Origin of the sequence: Corynebacterium breve, from assembly GCF_030252165.1 — a bacterium.
Taxonomy (GTDB): domain Bacteria; phylum Actinomycetota; class Actinomycetes; order Mycobacteriales; family Mycobacteriaceae; genus Corynebacterium; species Corynebacterium breve.
Map to the genome: position 1 here is coordinate 300,516 of NZ_CP126969.1, position 16,189 is coordinate 316,704.

Genomic DNA, 16,189 nt, shown 5'->3' on the forward strand with positions numbered 1-16,189 from the left:
GCGGGTGCGAAGGCTCGTCGACAAGCAAAAACAGTGATTTTGTCCTGCGGGAATTTACCTGTATTGTTGGGCGACGGACTACGTATTCCTATTTTGGTGTGCGTAAATCCTACCTGAACATTGAAATTCCAACTTTGTTGCAGGCCCCCCGCCGACATGCGGACCGAGTGGAGGATTGGGCAGCGAGCATCTTGCATTACTGAATGTAAGACGCGTTAGTAGCCCCAAACAGATCACACGGACAACGCGACCTTTCATCGGGTCAGGTGGGTTAGGGAACCGCAACGAGAAAGGTAACGGTCACCTCCATGACCATGACAGATCCAATCGCGGACATGCTGTCTCGCGTGCGCAACGCAAACAATGCGCAGCACGACACCGTGTCCATGCCTTCTTCCAAGCTCAAGGTGAACATCGCTGAGATCTTGAAGCAAGAAGGTTACATCGCTGACTACAAGGTCGAGGACGAAAAGGTCGGCAAGACCCTGTCCCTCGATCTGAAGTACGGTCCAAGCCGCAAGGCATCTATTGCTGGTCTTCGCCGTGTTTCCAAGCCAGGTCTGCGCGTGTATGCAAAGTCCAACGACCTGCCACAGGTTATCGGCGGCCTTGGCGTGGCTATCATCTCCACGTCCCAAGGCCTCCTGACCGACCGCCAGGCCCGCGAGAAAGGCGTAGGCGGGGAAGTCCTCGCTTACGTCTGGTAATAGGGAAGGTTGAACAAGTATGTCACGTGTAGGTAAGGCACCTATTGCACTCCCAAAGGGTGTAGAAGCAAAGGTCGACGGCCAAAACGTTGAGGTCAAGGGCCCTAAGGGTACCCTCAACTGGACCGTTCCAGAGCCAATTACTGTTGCTATTGAAGGAACCGAGATCGTGGTGTCCCGCCCGGACGACCACCGTCAGAACCGTTCCCTTCACGGCCTGTCTCGCTCGCTGGTCAACAACCTTGTTGTTGGCGTCACCGAGGGTTACACCATCAAGATGGAAATCTTCGGCGTTGGTTACCGTGTGCAGCAGAAGGGCAAGGACCTTGAGTTCGCCCTCGGTTACTCGCACCCAATCCTCATCGAGGCGCCAGAAGGCATCAAGTTTGCTGTTGACGGCAACACCAAGCTCTCGATCGAGGGCATTGATAAGCAGCTGGTAGGCCAGATCGCTGCGAACATCCGTCGTCTACGTAAGGATGACCCATACAAGGGTAAGGGCATCCGTTACGAGGGCGAGCAGGTTCGTCGCAAGGTCGGAAAGACGGGTAAGTAAGCAATGAGCAACACTGCAGAGAACACCAAGCGCACCCCGGTTGGCAAGGACATCTCGTCCCGCCGCCGCGAAGCTCGCGCTCGTCGTCACTTCCGCATCCGCAAGTCCCTGCGCGGCACCCCAGAGGCACCACGCCTCGTTGTGCACCGCAGCTCCCGCCACATGCACGTTCAGGTCATCGACGACCTGGCAGGTCACACCCTGGCTTCTGCATCTTCCATGGAAGCAGACGTTCGTTCCATCGAGGGCGACAAGAAGGCTAAGGCAGAGAAGGTCGGCCAGCTTATCGCTGAGCGTGCAAAGGCAGCAGGCATCGAAGAAGTTGTCTTCGACCGCGCTGGCTACAAGTACCACGGCCGCGTCGCTGCACTTGCAGACGCTGCACGTGAAGGTGGCCTGAAGTTCTAATGACCACCATGAACATGAACATCAACGGAAGGATTGCGTAATGCCGGGACGTGAACGGCGTGACGGCGGACGATCCGCCGACGACCAGAACAAGAACAACCGCAACGAGCGTAACGAGCGCGGTGGCCGTGGCCGTGGCCGCGACGACCGTCGTCAGAACGATGATCGCGACAAGTACATCGAGCGCGTAGTAACCATCAACCGTGTTGCCAAGACCGTTAAGGGTGGCCGCAACATGTCCTTCACCGCACTGGTAATCGTCGGTGACGGCCAGGGCATGGTTGGCGTTGGCTACGGCAAGGCTAAGGAAGTTCCAGCTGCTATCCAGAAGGGTTCTGAAGAGGCTCGCAAGAACTTCTTCCGCGTCCCAATGGTCGGCGGCACCATTCCTCACCCAGTTCAGGGCGAGGCTGCGGCAGGCATCGTTATGCTTCGCCCAGCTGCTCCTGGTACCGGTGTGATTGCAGGCGGCGCAGCACGTCCAGTGCTTGAGTGCGCAGGCATCCAGGACATTCTTGCGAAGTCCCTGGGCTCCGACAACGCTCTCAACGTGGTCAAGGCCACCGTTGCAGGCCTGAAGGAACTGTCTCGACCTGAGGAAGTTGCTGCTAAGCGCGGCAAGACCCTCGAAGAGGTCGCTCCAGCTCGTATGCTTCGCGCACGCGCAGGACAGGAGGCGTAAACAATGGCTCTGAAGATTACGTTGAAGCATGGCCTGATCGGCACTAAGCCGGTACACCGTGTCAACCTCGAGGCGCTCGGTCTGCGTAAGATCGGCCAGTCTGTTGTCAAGAGGGACAACGACGCGACTCGTGGCCAGATTCTCAAGGTGCGCCACCTGGTCACCGTTGAAGAAGTTGCAGGGGAGTAGATAAATCATGAGCGAAGTAATTAAGCTCCACGATCTGCGCCCAGCAAAGGGCGCTAACAAGCCAAAGCACCGCGTTGGTCGCGGTGAAGCAGGCAAGGGTGGCAAGACTGCTGGTCGCGGTACCAAGGGTACTAAGGCGCGCAAGCAGGTTCCACACGCATTCGAGGGTGGCCAGATGCCACTTCACATGCGTCTGCCAAAGCTCAAGGGCTTCAAGGCTCGCAACAAGGTTGTCTACCAGGTAGTCAACGTTTCCGACCTGGAGAAGGCATTCCCACAGGGCGGCGACGTAGCTATCGCTGACATCGTTGCAGCTGGCCTGGTTCGCGCGAAGCAGCCAGTGAAGGTTTTGGGTAACGGCGACTTGGGCGTCAAGCTCAACGTCACCGCAACCAAGTTCTCCAAGTCCGCAGTCGAAAAGATTGAGGCTGCAGGAGGCTCCGTCACCGAGGCGTAATTTCGCTTCACGACGATTCAACCGCCCCGGATCCTAGCGATCCGGGGCGGTTTCTTTTTCGTCCCATTCAACTGTCTAATTGAATGTTGGAATGTTAAGGTAGTGCTATTGCTACACCACGATTGGAGAACAATGCATAGTCCAGCCCGCGCACTCGGTGCCATCACCATTGCCTTGACACTGGCCTTGGCGGGTTGCAGCGTTCAAAGCCTGAAGCCGACCGCAGTCGAGCGCGCAGCCGACGAATTGGTTCTTGCGCTCGGCGAGTTCGACGAATCCGAATTCGATCCAGCCAAAGGGTGGGGCACTCACCAGGAACACAAGGTATTGCATTCGTCGTTACTTACTTGGAATAACGACATGGAATTGGTCGGAGATCTCGCCGATTCTTATGAGGCCGACGGAACTACATGGACTTTCCAACTCAATCCCGACTTTGCCTTCTCTGACGGCGAACCCGTTACAGCAGACGATGTCGTCTTCACATTCCAGATGCTTCTCGACGACGGCACGAATTTCGATGTCTCCACCGTGAAAGAGGTACGAGCGGAGGGCGAACACACGGTCGTGTTTGAACTCCACGAGGTAGATTCGCTATTCGGTCCACTAACAACTTTGATCGGCATCGTCCCAGAACACGCCTATGACCAAAACTACTCCGATAACCCGATCGGTTCCGGCCCGTACATGATCGTCGATAAGCAGGTAGGCGAACAGGTCATCATGGAAACCAACCCGCACTATCCGAAGAATTTGCACTACAAGAAGCTCACGTTCCTGCTAGCTGACGAGGAATCGGCAATTGCTGCCGCGCGCGCAGGCGAGGTGGACGTGCTCAAGGTATCGCACAACAACGCGGATCAGAACATCAGCGGCATGGAACTTGATGTGCGGTCATCCGTAGACACCATGGCCATTACGCTGCCGACACAGAAGGCGGGGGGGTCTGGCAAAACTGTCGGCAAGGATGTTGAGGTAGGCAATGACGTTACCTCCGATCCCGCGATTAGAAAGGCAATCACAATCGGCCTTGATCGAGAAGGCCTAGCCGAGCTAGTTCTAAACGGCTACGGCAAGCCAGCATGGTCTGTTGCAGACGAGCTTCCCTGGGAAGCAAGTGGCATGTCTTTTGACGATGGCCAGGTGGAACAAGCTCTCCAGATCCTCGAAGATGCGGGCTGGACTGATTCGAACGGCGACGGCACCGTGGACAAAGACGGCCTTGAAGCGGTGATCCCGCTGATGATCCCGTCGAACGACCTCACCCGCATTGATCTTGGCGAGTCGATTGCAGTGCAAGCAGAGGAATTCGGAATCAAATTTGTACCAGAGCATGTGACCTGGGACGACATCTACGCGGAAGGCAAGACGAAGGCAATCATTTTCGCGTTGGGTTCTCTTTCACCGAAGGAACTGTGGGATGCCTATTCCTCCCAAGCACTTGATACCGGCTACAACAACATGCCGAACTACTCTAATCCAGAGGTAGACAAGCAACTTGAGTCCGCGCGCGGCTCCGAGGACTTCGAGGAGTCCCTAGCGAAGTGGGAGGCGGCGCAGGAAGCTGGTGCAAATGCGACCCCGGACGGCGATGCGTCCATGGCGTGGTTGCTGCGATGCGACCATCTCTTCTTTGTAGGCGACAATGTTGATCTTGGCGAGGAACTCATCCACGGCCACGGCCACGGGCTGCAAATCTTCCGCAACGTTGAGGAGTGGAGCTGAAAGCCGTAGCTAGTGCCCTCGCCCGACTTGCGGGCTTGCTGCTGAGCGTGTCATTCGTGGCGTTTTTGCTTGTCGAGTTTTCGCCCCTAGACCCCATCGCTCAGTACATCAATGACATGCAGGGCATTAGCGACGAACAAATTGCCCAGATTTCCCAACTGTGGGGACAAGACCAGCCCTGGTGGCAGCGCTACTTCAACTGGTTGGGCGGGGTGCTAACAGGTGATTTTGGAACCAGCTACATTTACCGTCGCGAAGTTGTAAGCATCTTAAGCTACGCGGTAGTCAACTCCCTGCTGCTCATGGCCTTGGCATGGACTTTATCAGCCGTTATCGGCTACGGTCTCGGCGTTGTTGCTGGTGCGTCCAAAGGCAGCCTGCTAGACCGCATCATTGTGGTATTTACATACGTTCTCACTTCGACGCCGACGTTTGTCGTGGGATTGGTGCTCATCACGATCTTTGCTGTGTACCTTGGCTGGGTTCCGGTAGGCATGTCGCAACCAGTGGGCGTGACCAGTGGCGATGTCACTTTTGCAGACAGGCTCGCGCACGCAATCCTCCCGGCGCTCACAGTGGCTCTCGTGGGAATCGCAACGGTCACGTTGCACACGCGCCAGGCGATGATTAGCTTCATGGAATCAGACGTGGCTCGCTTCGCGCGCTCCCGAGGTATGACCACCTGGCAGATCGTGAGAAAGCAGGGCTTCCGCAACACAATCCTTCCGGCGGTGATGCTGCAATTCACGTCGCTTTCCACATTGGTCGGCGGTTCAGTTCTCGCGGAGTCAGTATTTTCCTACCACGGTCTTGGGTCCACCGTGACGCAAGCCGGTTTGCGCAGCGATGTCCCCCTTCTCCTCGGCGCAATCGTGGTGATTTCGTCCGTTGTATTCATCGGCAACACGATTGCAGACATCCTTGCGGACGTGCTGGAACCGCGCATCGCGAGGAGCCGAGAAGTCCACGGGGAGGCGGCAAACCATGCAGCGTAGAACAATGCAGCCGCGCCGAACCTTGAATAATCGGCTTGCCTTTGTCGTATTTGCCACTCTGGCAGTCCTCTGGGTGCTGTTCATCTTTGCTGCGGCGTCGTGGTATCCCGAGTCCAGCGTTCGCCCGACACCCGGGCAAAAGAACGAGCTGCCCAGCTTGGTGTTTCCGTTGGGAACAGACTGGCTTGGACGCGACATGATGGCACGCACATTCAAAGGCCTGAATCTTAGTCTGCGCGTTGCCGCGGTAACCGCCCTGCTGTCCGTCGCGGTATCCCTCGCCCTAGGCGTGATCGCAGCCAGCGGCCCACGGTGGGCAGATCGGCTAGTTCGCTGGTTTACAGATATGAACCTTGGCGTCCCCCACATTGTGGCCTCGTTATTGATTTCATTTGCCGTTGGAGGCGGAGCGCTTGGAATTGTCCTCGGAGTCGGGCTGACGCAGTGGGCTCCACTCGCGCGACTGATTCGTGCAGAAATCCTCAAGATCCGCGTCGAGCCCTACGTGCTCATGTCCCGAGCACAGGGGCGATCCACTGGGTGGATCGTCGGCAAGCATCTTCTCCCCGCAATCTGGGCGCATGTCATCGTGGGATTTGTCTATCTGGTTCCGCACTCGGTCTTGCACGAGTCGGGACTAACGTTCCTCGGTTTCGGGTTTGATCCGAATGTCCCGTCACTGGGTATCATCTTAAGTGAGGGGCTGCACTATCTGTCCAACGATCAATGGTGGGCGATTGCGGGACCGATCGCTTTGTTGCTCATCCTTGTCTTGCTCTTGGAAGCGTCGAGCCAACTACTGCGTGGCCTCATGGCGCCTAAAACGAGGCATCAGTAAGGAGGATTGCGTGAAGGTATTGTCGGTTCGTGACCTTGAAGTGTCATTTCACCAGTACACGGGGTTTTTTGGGCGCAAGCATGTAACTGCACTACAAGGCGTTTCTCTTGATGTTGCGGCGGGGGAGATCGTTGCTGTTGTCGGTGAGTCCGGAGGCGGCAAGTCCTTGCTCGCCGATGCCATCCTCGATCTCCTCCCGGTAAATACGCACATCCACGGTGAGATAGAAGTGGATCACAAGCTGATGCGCTCCGTCCCCCAAGGCGTTGGCCATTTTGATCCCACGATGACCATTGGCGATTTCATCGCGCTGGATCGAGTCGACCCAGCGCGCCGGCTCGCGCGTTTTGGACTTTCCGAGGAAGTCCTCAACCGTTACCCGTCCGAGCTCTCGGGCGGAATGCTGCGTCGAGCCACTCTAGCCACCATCAATCCCAAGCTCACGCGCCTGCTCATCGCTGACGAACCCACCCCAGGCCTTGACCCAGAATCGGTGCAGCTGGTGCTCGACTTCTTCTGTGAGCTTCGCGACGAAGACTGCGGCGTCCTCTTCATTACCCACGACATGGTTGCAGCCAAAAAGGTCGCAGATCGGATCGCAGTGATGCGTGAAGGCCGCATCATCGACATCGTCGCGGGAGATCTCTCCGGACCACTACACGAATACTCCCGCGCCTTGTGGGACGCCCAGCCATCCAACCAATTCTGGGGAGCGTTGCCGTGAGCCTTGTTGCCGAAAACCTCTCATTCTCCTATGCGGACAATGATCTAATCCGAAATGTCCACCTTGAGCTGCAGCGCGGCGAGATTATTGGGCTGCACGGTTTCAGTGGCTCAGGCAAGACAACGTTGGCTAAGCTGCTGGCCGGATACCTACGGCCCGACCAAGGACGCGTGCTTGTCGACGACCAGCCCCTCCCTCGCAACGCCTATCGTCCGGTGCAATTGGTCCAGCAACACCCAGAACGCGCGATCGACCCGCACTGGCGTCTTGCCCAGGTGGTGAAAAACATTGCTCCCGAGACGCTGCAACGGATGGGCGTACGTGAAGAATGGCTTCAGCGTTTTCCTCTCGAAGTCTCGGGTGGGCAGTTGCAACGCGTGAATATTTCGCGCGCCCTCGATCCGCGTACCGAGTACCTCGTGGCGGACGAAATCACAACGATGATGGACGGGCTTTTGCAGGCCGACATCTGGCGCGGCCTTGTCGACGAGGTAAGGGCGCGAAATCTCGGGATGATGGTGATTTCTCACGACCATGATCTGTTGCGTCATGTGTGCGAGGCCGTTTTGCCGTTCGAGGAACTAGCGTCCTAGCTCTTTGCGCTTTTGGGCCGCAATACGTAAACGTTCTGTCCGCTCTTTCTTCTGAATTTCCGAGAGTTCGTCGAAAAGCTCCTCTTCGTCGTCATCGATGCCGAGGATTAATCGAGCACCCAAGGCCACCGCAGCCGCGGCAGGGAAGACTAACCAGAAATGCGACCAGCTGAACACGAAAAGACCGAGGAAAAACAGGATGGTGGTGACGATGCCAATGGCCGCGTCGATGGCCTTGAGCTTCTCACCTTTTTCCACCAAGCGATCTAGTTCCTGATCGGCTGCGAACGAGGAGCGAGTAGCAGGAACGTGAGCCTGAGGCAGATCGGCTTTTAACGCTTCCAGTTGGCTGCGGTGTGTTGCGACTACGGCTGCCTGAGTCCGTCGATCGAACTCGTTGACGTCGAGATATCCGGAAGCGAAGTGTTCGCTGAGATCGTCTAGGACCTGACTACGCTCTGCGTCACCGACGCGGATATCTGGTGCATCTGTCATGGCGTGCTCCTTTGACGTGGGGCCTACTTCTAAACTACAACGATTCGTAGAACGACGGCGTGTCTTCGAAAGCCCCCTCAGTATTCAGGATATGGCGAACAGCTGGTAGGGTGGTGGGGTCAATCCTGTTTGGTGCAACCCGTATTTTCGTACCAAACTACTGTCACGACCTTCTACCCCCAGCCAGATGGGTAGAAGCCAGGAGGCTTTGTGTCCGCCATTCTTCAGGTTTTTAAGGATCCCGATCTACGGAAGAAGATTCTGATCACGATTGCGTTGATCGTTCTTTACCGCATCGGTGCGCAGATCCCGACCCCGGGCGTTGATTATGCTCAGATTGCTGGTCGTTTGCAGCAACTGACCGACGAGAGCTCGAGTGTGTTCTCCGTGATCAACCTGTTCTCGGGTGGCGCCTTGCTGCAGTTGTCGATCTTCGCCATCGGCATCATGCCGTACATCACGTCTTCCATTATCGTTCAGCTGCTCACTGTGGTGATTCCAAAGTTTGAGGAGTTGAAGAAGGAAGGCCAGTCAGGCCAGACCAAAATGACGCAATACACGCGCTACCTCACAGTGGCGCTAGCACTGCTGCAGTCTGCCGGCATCGTGGCATTGGCCGACCGTGAACAGCTCCTTGGCCAAGGCGTTCCAGTCTTGGTGGAGGATCGCAACATCTTCACCCTTGTGATGATGGTTCTGGTGATGACTTCCGGTGCCGTACTAGTCATGTGGCTTGGCGAGATCATCACCGAAAAGGGTGTGGGCAACGGCATGTCCCTGCTGATTTTCGCAGGTATCGCCACCCGTATCCCAACCGACGGCATGAACGTACTCCAGCAGTCCGGTGGACTTATTTTCGCGCTGGTTGTCGCGGCAGTCATCGTCCTCGTCGTAGGCATCATCTTCATTGAACAGGGCCAGCGTCGCATCCCGGTGCAATACGCTAAGCGCATGGTTGGTCGTCGCCAGTACGGTGGCTCCTCGACCTACCTTCCACTGAAGGTGAACCAGGCCGGTGTTATTCCGGTCATCTTCGCGTCGTCTTTGATGTACGTACCTGTGCTGATCACCCAGATCATCTACTCCAGCCAACCTACTCCTCCGGATAACTGGTGGATGCGCAGCGTCATGAGCTGGCTGCAGACGCCGTCGTCCTGGCAGTACATCCTGACCTACTTCCTGCTGATTATCTTCTTCTCGTACTTCTATGTCTCGATTCAGTACGATCCGACCGATCAAGCAGATAACATGAAGAAGTACGGTGGCTTCATTCCAGGCATCCGCCCGGGACGTCCTACCGCGCAGTACTTGGGCTACGTCATGAACCGACTGCTGTTTGTCGGTGCTCTATACCTCGCACTCATCGCAGTGTTGCCAAACATTGCTTTGGACGCAGGCTTGGGCTCGCAGAGCACCATGTCGGCGTTCGGCGGTACTGCAATTCTGATTATGGTTTCCGTGGCTCTGACTACGGTGAAGCAAATTGAATCCCAGCTCCTCCAATCCAACTACGAAGGACTCTTGAAATAATGCGACTCGTACTCCTCGGCCCTCCCGGCGCTGGCAAGGGCACCCAGGCAGCAATTCTCTCCGAAAAGCTCGGTGTTCCGCACATCTCCACCGGCGACCTTTTCCGCGCAAACATTGGCGAAGGTACCCCCCTCGGCGTAGAGGCAAAGAGCTACATCGACGCTGGCAAGCTGGTTCCAACTGACGTCACCGCACGCATGGTTGAGTCCCGCCTCGCCGAGGACGACGCAGCAAACGGCTTCCTTCTGGACGGCTTCCCACGTACCGTGGAGCAGGCAGACATCCTCACCGAGCTGCTAGAGAAGAAGGGCACCGCACTCGACGGAGTTCTGAACTTCAACATTGACGAGGATGTAGTGGTACAGCGCATGCTCGCTCGTGGCCGTGCTGACGACAACGAGGAAACCATCCGCACCCGTCTGCAGGTTTACCGCGACGAGACCAAGCCACTCATCGACCACTACGGCGACCAGATCATCTCGATCGACGCTGAAGGTGAAGTTGAAGAGGTTAACCAGCGCGCGATGGACAAGCTGGGCAAGTAGCTCGCTTAACGACGAACACAACGGCCGGTACACAATTGGTACCGGCTTTTGTTGTTCACAAAGCTCTTCAAAGGGAAAGGGAAACCCGTGGTGTTTCGTAAGCGCAACAAGGTGATCGCTGCCAAGACTCCTAGCGAGCTCGACGCGATGGAAAAAGCAGGCCGTGTCGTCGGCATTGCCCTGCAGGAGGTCCGCGCCGCAGCCAAGCCCGGCGCCACGACCGCAGACTTAGACAAGGTAGCTGAAGATGTCATTCGCTCATTTGGCGCGATTCCGACATTCTTGGGATACAACGGTTTCACAGGCTCGATCTGTGCCTCGGTAAACGACACCGTTGTACACGGCATTCCTTCCGACGAGATTGTCCTGCGAGATGGCGACCTTGTCTCGATCGACTGTGGTGCAACTCTCGACGGCTGGGTCGGCGACTCCGCCTGGAGCTTCGGGGTAGGAGACCTTGCCGATGACGTGGACAAGCTCAACCGTGCAACCGAGCAGGTCTTGCTGGACGGCCTGCAGGCAATGGTTCCAGGAAATCGCTTGACCGACGTTTCCCATGCCCTCGAAGTGGCCACCCGAAAGGCCGAGCGTGACTTTGGCGTGCAGCTGGGCATCCTCGACGGTTATGGCGGACATGGCATCGGACGCACAATGCACGAAGACCCCTACCTTGCGAATGAGGGCAAAGGTGGGCGTGGACCGCTCATCCAAGAGGGCTCCTGCTTGGCCATCGAGCCGATGTTGATCCTCGGTGGGGAAGTGGACTCGGTAGTGCTTGACGACGACTGGACCGTGAAGACGCTCGACGGATCGCCAGCGGCACACTGGGAACACACGGTGGCAGCAACTTCACAGGGCCCCCGTATCCTTACCCCCAGGGAACCTCAAGGTTAATGAGGCAACCGTTTCCGGCCTATACTAAATCTTATGAATAGCTTTTCTCGTCGTTTCAGTGCCATTGTCCTTGCCCTGCTGACCTCAATTGGGCTGGTCGTCAGTCCGGCGCAAGCTTCTGCACAGGATCTCTCCAGCGCCATTCCGGGTGTAGACCTGACTGCGGTGGAGGAGCTTTACTCTGGCTCAGGCCTCCCAGCCCTCGAGGTCCCTAATCTTGGATCCTCGGACATGTCGTCCAACGCCGAAACCACAGCGTGGAATGCGCGCAACGCGCTCCATGTAAGCGTTGGCGTAGTAGACCAGATGAGCCCGCAGCTTACCCAGCAGATTCGTCGCGCAATCGACCAAGCATTGGAAGCTGCATTCCCAGGCATCATTGCACGCCATACGGCACCGGCACCGGCACCGGCACCGGCACCGGCACCAGCACCTGCACCGCGTCCAACCCCGGCATTCGATTACGGATCGTGCCCTCCACAGGCCAAGGCATGCGTTGACCTTGCTGGTCAGCGCTCCTGGCTACAGAACAACGGCCAGGTCTATTACGGTGCAGTACGTGTTTCCACCGGCCGCCCAGGCCAGGAAACCCCGCGCGGTACCTTCTACGTGAACCGCAAGGTGCGCGACGAGATCTCCCACGAATTCAACAATGCGCCGATGCCATTCGCCACCTACTTCACCTATAACGGAATTGCTTTCCATGAGGGCAACCCTGATTACATGTCTGCGGGTTGCGTGCGCATGTACCGTCAGGACGCACAGAAGTACTTCAACGATCTCCAAATCGGCGATATGGTGTACGTGTACTAAGACATCAGGCGAGAAAAGTCGTCGTTAAGCAAACGCCCGTCCTGCATTTCCGCAGGAGGGCGTTTTGTTTTTGCAGCATAAGACGCTATAGTAAGCCCTTGGTGTGTAGCTATGCTGCCCACCGTAAGTTAGTGGACCACAAAGAATGCAGGTGCCCAGGAATTCTTGGCACCGGGAATGCGGAGTTTATGGCTAAAGAAGGCGCTATCGAGGTTGAGGGTCGCATTGTCGAGCCTCTGCCGAATGCAATGTTCCGTGTCGAACTAGACAACGGGCACAAGGTTCTTGCTCACATCAGTGGCAAGATGCGCCAGCACTACATCCGAATCCTCCCAGAGGACCGCGTCGTCGTGGAGCTGTCTCCATACGACTTGGACCGCGGGCGCATCACGTACCGCTACAAGTAAGATACAGAAGCCTCCTTACCCAGGGCACGCGTCAATTTCGCGTGCCTGCTATTACCTCCGGCCACGGTGGCTGGAGCCATGCGAATCACAACCCATCATCCGGTACGGCCCGGGTAAAGCGTTGCTTGGTATGGACGGATAGGGAGAAAACCACCGTAACAACCCGAAAGGCACGTACCACATGGCACGTCTAGCTGGTGTTGACCTCCCACGCAATAAGCGTATGGAGATCGCACTGACCTACATCTATGGAATTGGCCCAGCCCGTTCCAAGCAACTGCTCGAAGAGACCGGCATTTCTCCTGATCTGCGAACCGACAACCTGACCGATGATCAGGTCGCCGCGTTGCGTGACGTAATCGAAGCTTCCTGGAAGGTAGAGGGTGACCTCCGCCGCGAAGTCCAGGCTGACATTCGTCGCAAGATTGAAATCGGCTCCTACCAGGGACTGCGTCACCGTCGTAGCTTGCCAGTCCGTGGTCAGCGTACGAAGACCAACGCTCGTACCCGTAAGGGCCCGAAGAAGACCATCGCAGGAAAGAAGAAGTAATCAATGCCTCCTAAGTCTCGTTCCGGCGCGCGTCGTCGCGTCGTTAAAAAGAATGTGGCTAATGGCCACGCATACATCAAGTCCACCTTCAACAACACCATCGTGTCGATCACCGATACCACCGGTGCTGTGATCTCTTGGGCATCTTCCGGTCACGTGGGATTCAAGGGCTCTCGTAAGTCCACCCCATTCGCCGCACAGATGGCTGCAGAGAACGCTGCACGCAAGGCAATGGATCACGGCATGAAGAAGGTCGACGTGTTCGTCAAGGGCCCAGGTTCCGGTCGTGAAACCGCAATCCGTTCTCTCCAGGCCGCAGGCCTAGAGGTGTCCTCGATCTCCGACGTGACGCCACAGCCATTCAATGGCTGCCGTCCCGCGAAGCGTCGTCGCGTTTAAGGGAAAGGAAAGAGGTTAAATAATGGCTCGTTACACTGGCCCAGCAACCCGTAAGTCCCGTCGTCTCCGCGTCGACCTAGTCGGCGGCGACATGTCGTTTGAGCGTCGTCCGTACCCTCCGGGACAGGCAGGCCGCGCTCGCATCAAGGAGTCCGAGTACCTCCTGCAGCTGCAGGAAAAGCAGAAGGCTCGTTTCACCTATGGTGTCATGGAAAAGCAGTTCCGTCGTTACTACGAGGAGGCTAACCGCCTTCCAGGTAAGACCGGCGACAACCTGCTGATCCTTCTTGAGTCCCGTCTGGACAACGTTGTATACCGTGCAGGTCTGGCTAACACTCGTCGCCAGGCACGCCAGCTTGTCTCCCACGGTCACTTCACCGTGAACGGCAAGAAGACTAACGTTCCGTCTCACAAGGTGACCCAGTACGACATCATCGATGTTCGTGAAAAGTCCCGCAAGATGATCTGGTTTGAAGAAGCTCAGGACAACCTGGTTAACGCCGTTGTTCCAGCTTGGCTCCAGGTCGTCCCAGAGACCCTGCGCATCCTCGTGCACCAGCTGCCCGAGCGCGCTCAGATTGAGGTGCCCATCCAGGAGCAGCTCATCGTCGAGCTTTACTCGAAGTAATCACTTCACCTCCGCTCGCCAACGGCCTCGGCTGTATGGTGGTCGGAAAATCTTCCAAAAAGTTTGTCCCTACCGGCGTCAAATAGTGGTCGCCGAAAAAGGAGAAGTCCATGCTTATTTCACAGCGCCCTCAGCTTACCGAGGAGTTCATCGATACCAACCGCTCGAAGTTCGTCATTGAACCACTTGAGCCAGGTTTCGGTTACACCCTGGGTAACTCGCTTCGTCGCACCCTGCTGTCTTCTATCCCTGGCGCAGCTGTCACCTCGATCAAGATTGACGGTGTTCTTCATGAGTTCACCACCATCAACGGCATCAAGGAAAATGTTTCGGAAATCATCCTGAACATCAAGCAGCTCGTTCTGTCTTCCGACTCCGACGAGCCGGTAGTCATGTACCTGTCTAAGGAAGGTCCAGGCCAGGTCACCGCAGGCGATATCCAGCCACCAGCTGGTGTAGAGATCCACAACCCGGATCTGCCAATCGCGACTCTGAATGAGCAGGCAAAGCTGGACATGGAGTTGATCGTTGAGCGTGGCCGTGGCTATGTCCCAGCAGTACCTAACTCCGGTGGAGAGGTTGGCCGCATTCCGGTTGACCAGATTTACTCCCCAGTTTTGAAGGTCAGCTACAAGGTCGAAGCTACTCGTGTCGAGCAGCGCACCGACTTTGACAAGCTGGTCATCGATGTGGAGACCAAGAACTCCATGAGTGCACGTGACGCATTGGCGTCTGCAGGTTCCACCCTGGTCGAGCTGTTCGGCTTGGCACGTGAGCTCAACGTGGAGTCCGAAGGCATCGAGATCGGTCCATCTCCGCAGGAGACCGAGTACATCGCTGCTTACAACCTCCCGATCGAAGACCTCAACTTCTCCGTTCGCTCCTACAACTGCCTGAAGCGCCAGGAAATCCACACCGTTGGTGAGCTCGCTGAGTGCACCGAGTCGGACCTGCTGGATATCCGCAACTTCGGTCAGAAGTCCATCAACGAAGTAAAGATTAAGCTCGCTTCGCTGGGACTGACCCTGAAGGACGCACCGGAAGATTTCGACCCAACCCAGATCGAGGGCTATGACGCCGAAACCGGCGACTACATCGATGGCGGCGCGGAAGAAGAGTAAAAAGCTCAAAGACACTTTGACTCTTATTCTGTAGAGTCACGCGCTCAATAAACCGCACACGAGGAGTACGAATATGCCTACCCCAAAGCAAGGCGCCCGTCTCGGCGGATCAGCATCCAACCAGAAGCACATTCTGTCCAACATGGCTGCATCCCTCATCGAGCACGGAGCAATCAAGTCCACTGACGCAAAGATCAAGGTCCTGCGTCCTTACGTGGAAAAGCTGATCACCAAGGCGAAGCGCGGCACCGTTGCCGACCGTCGCGAGGTTCTGAAGCACATCCCAAGCAAGCCTGTCGTCAACCACCTTTTCGACGAGCTCGCACCACAGTTTGAGAACCGTGCGGGTGGCTACACCCGCATCGTCAAGCTGGAGAACCGTTCCGGTGACAACGCTCCAATGTCGCAGATCTCCCTCGTTCTTGAGGAGACTGTGTCCACTGAGGCTACCCGCGCTACCCGCGCAGCTGCTTCCAAGCAGGCAGAGGAAGCCAAGGCTGAGGAGACCGAAGTTGAAGCAACCGAGGCTGAGGTCGAAGAGACCGAGGTAAAGGAAGCCGAAGCAGAGGAGACCGAGGAGAAGTAAATTTTCCTCCCCGTCTCATACCGCCCCGCACTGCATTGTGCGGGGCGGCTCTGTCTTTTCGGTCACAAGATTTCCGCAGAAAATACCCGGAGGGGTACCATTTGTAGTGGTATCAACAAACTCAGAAAGGAACCGGAATGACCCCCAATGAATCTGGCCTTGACCGTGGCATCCGTGCCGTCATCGCAGTAGCTGCAGGCATCTCAGCATTTACTCTGACCGAGCCGGGCAAGCCACTTGGAATTATTCTCATCATCGTTGCAGTCCTGATGGCTGTGACCGCGGCAATCGGCTTCTGCCCGCTGTACAAACTCCTTGGCGTTAGCACCACCAAGTAAAAGCCCTGG

General features: G+C 56.6%; 23 protein-coding genes. 22 read left to right on the plus strand and 1 reads right to left on the minus strand.

The genetic code is table 11. The features are described 5' to 3' along the window. Positions 1-308 precede the first annotated feature (308 nt). The 11 genes from rpsH (at position 309) to QP027_RS01575 (ending at position 7,874) form a co-directional block, all read left to right on the plus strand. The gene (gene rpsH, locus QP027_RS01525) at positions 309-707 is read left to right on the plus strand and encodes a 30S ribosomal protein S8 (RefSeq protein ID WP_284825433.1); all 399 of its coding nucleotides are present in this window, start codon (positions 309-311) and stop codon (positions 705-707) included. Positions 708-726: 19 nt separating this feature from the next. After that, positions 727-1,263 (plus strand): 50S ribosomal protein L6, encoded by a 537-nt coding sequence (gene rplF / locus QP027_RS01530; protein WP_284825434.1) that lies wholly within the window; start codon positions 727-729, stop codon positions 1,261-1,263. A gap of 3 nt (positions 1,264-1,266) precedes the next feature. Beyond that, positions 1,267-1,671, plus strand: a complete 405-nt coding sequence (gene rplR, locus QP027_RS01535; RefSeq protein ID WP_284825436.1) for a 50S ribosomal protein L18 — start codon at positions 1,267-1,269, stop codon at positions 1,669-1,671. Positions 1,672-1,711: 40 nt separating this feature from the next. Then, positions 1,712-2,353, plus strand: a complete 642-nt coding sequence (gene rpsE, locus QP027_RS01540; RefSeq protein WP_284825438.1) for a 30S ribosomal protein S5 — start codon at positions 1,712-1,714, stop codon at positions 2,351-2,353. A gap of 3 nt (positions 2,354-2,356) precedes the next feature. Beyond that, positions 2,357-2,542 carry a 50S ribosomal protein L30 gene (gene rpmD / locus QP027_RS01545; protein ID WP_284825440.1) on the plus strand — a complete coding sequence of 62 codons (186 nt, stop codon included), beginning with the start codon at positions 2,357-2,359 and terminating at the stop codon, positions 2,540-2,542. Between the two features lie 7 nt (positions 2,543-2,549). Continuing rightward, the gene (gene rplO, locus QP027_RS01550; RefSeq protein ID WP_284825442.1) at positions 2,550-2,999 is read left to right on the plus strand and encodes a 50S ribosomal protein L15; all 450 of its coding nucleotides are present in this window, start codon (positions 2,550-2,552) and stop codon (positions 2,997-2,999) included. Positions 3,000-3,131: 132 nt separating this feature from the next. Beyond that, the gene (locus QP027_RS01555) at positions 3,132-4,724 is read left to right on the plus strand and encodes an ABC transporter substrate-binding protein (protein WP_284825444.1); all 1,593 of its coding nucleotides are present in this window, start codon (positions 3,132-3,134) and stop codon (positions 4,722-4,724) included. Next, positions 4,715-5,719 carry an ABC transporter permease gene (locus QP027_RS01560; protein ID WP_284825446.1) on the plus strand — a complete coding sequence of 335 codons (1,005 nt, stop codon included), beginning with the start codon at positions 4,715-4,717 and terminating at the stop codon, positions 5,717-5,719. Before QP027_RS01555 ends, QP027_RS01560 begins: the two co-directional genes overlap by 10 nt. After that, entirely contained in the window at positions 5,709-6,557 is an 849-nt protein-coding gene (locus tag QP027_RS01565) for an ABC transporter permease (protein ID WP_284825448.1), read from the plus strand. Before QP027_RS01560 ends, QP027_RS01565 begins: the two co-directional genes overlap by 11 nt. A 10-nt stretch (positions 6,558-6,567) precedes the next feature. Then, positions 6,568-7,281, plus strand: coding sequence for an ATP-binding cassette domain-containing protein (locus tag QP027_RS01570; RefSeq protein WP_284825450.1), 714 nt, complete (start codon positions 6,568-6,570; stop codon positions 7,279-7,281). Further along, entirely contained in the window at positions 7,278-7,874 is a 597-nt protein-coding gene (locus tag QP027_RS01575; protein WP_284825452.1) for an ABC transporter ATP-binding protein, read from the plus strand. The genes QP027_RS01570 and QP027_RS01575 overlap by 4 nt, the downstream gene beginning before the upstream one ends. Here the strand turns inward: QP027_RS01575 and QP027_RS01580 are convergent. Then, positions 7,863-8,369 (minus strand): DUF1707 SHOCT-like domain-containing protein, encoded by a 507-nt coding sequence (locus QP027_RS01580; RefSeq protein WP_284825454.1) that lies wholly within the window; start codon positions 8,367-8,369, stop codon positions 7,863-7,865. The two genes, QP027_RS01575 and QP027_RS01580, sit on opposite strands and share 12 nt — an antisense overlap. Before the next feature lie 210 nt (positions 8,370-8,579). Here QP027_RS01580 and secY point away from each other — a divergent pair, with 210 nt between their 5' ends. The 11 genes from secY to QP027_RS01635 all read left to right on the plus strand — a co-directional run bounded on the left by secY (position 8,580) and on the right by QP027_RS01635 (position 16,180). Next, the gene (secY, locus tag QP027_RS01585; protein WP_284825455.1) at positions 8,580-9,899 is read left to right on the plus strand and encodes a preprotein translocase subunit SecY; all 1,320 of its coding nucleotides are present in this window, start codon (positions 8,580-8,582) and stop codon (positions 9,897-9,899) included. Next, the gene (locus QP027_RS01590; RefSeq protein WP_284825457.1) at positions 9,899-10,444 is read left to right on the plus strand and encodes an adenylate kinase; all 546 of its coding nucleotides are present in this window, start codon (positions 9,899-9,901) and stop codon (positions 10,442-10,444) included. Before secY ends, QP027_RS01590 begins: the two co-directional genes overlap by 1 nt. Positions 10,445-10,531: 87 nt before the next feature. After that, positions 10,532-11,338 (plus strand): type I methionyl aminopeptidase, encoded by an 807-nt coding sequence (map, locus tag QP027_RS01595; protein ID WP_284825459.1) that lies wholly within the window; start codon positions 10,532-10,534, stop codon positions 11,336-11,338. Between the two features lie 33 nt (positions 11,339-11,371). After that, positions 11,372-12,151: a L,D-transpeptidase gene (locus QP027_RS01600; RefSeq protein WP_284825460.1), complete on the plus strand. Its 780-nt coding sequence runs from the start codon at positions 11,372-11,374 to the stop codon at positions 12,149-12,151. Positions 12,152-12,339: 188 nt separating this feature from the next. Next, positions 12,340-12,558, plus strand: coding sequence for a translation initiation factor IF-1 (gene infA / locus QP027_RS01605; RefSeq protein WP_284825462.1), 219 nt, complete (start codon positions 12,340-12,342; stop codon positions 12,556-12,558). A gap of 181 nt (positions 12,559-12,739) precedes the next feature. Next, entirely contained in the window at positions 12,740-13,108 is a 369-nt protein-coding gene (gene rpsM / locus QP027_RS01610; RefSeq protein ID WP_284825464.1) for a 30S ribosomal protein S13, read from the plus strand. Between the two features lie 3 nt (positions 13,109-13,111). Further along, positions 13,112-13,507, plus strand: a complete 396-nt coding sequence (rpsK, locus tag QP027_RS01615) for a 30S ribosomal protein S11 (RefSeq protein WP_284825466.1) — start codon at positions 13,112-13,114, stop codon at positions 13,505-13,507. A 22-nt stretch (positions 13,508-13,529) separates the two neighbouring features. Continuing rightward, on the plus strand, positions 13,530-14,135 hold the full coding sequence (gene rpsD, locus QP027_RS01620) for a 30S ribosomal protein S4 (protein ID WP_284825467.1): 606 nt from the start codon (positions 13,530-13,532) through the stop codon (positions 14,133-14,135). A gap of 110 nt (positions 14,136-14,245) precedes the next feature. Continuing rightward, on the plus strand, positions 14,246-15,256 hold the full coding sequence (locus tag QP027_RS01625) for a DNA-directed RNA polymerase subunit alpha (protein WP_284825469.1): 1,011 nt from the start codon (positions 14,246-14,248) through the stop codon (positions 15,254-15,256). Positions 15,257-15,329: 73 nt separating this feature from the next. Then, entirely contained in the window at positions 15,330-15,842 is a 513-nt protein-coding gene (gene rplQ / locus QP027_RS01630) for a 50S ribosomal protein L17 (protein ID WP_284825471.1), read from the plus strand. A 137-nt stretch (positions 15,843-15,979) separates the two neighbouring features. Next, a complete protein-coding gene (locus tag QP027_RS01635; protein WP_284825472.1) occupies positions 15,980-16,180 on the plus strand; it encodes a YgaP family membrane protein in 201 nt (66 codons plus the stop codon). The last annotated feature ends 9 nt before the right edge of the window (positions 16,181-16,189 follow it).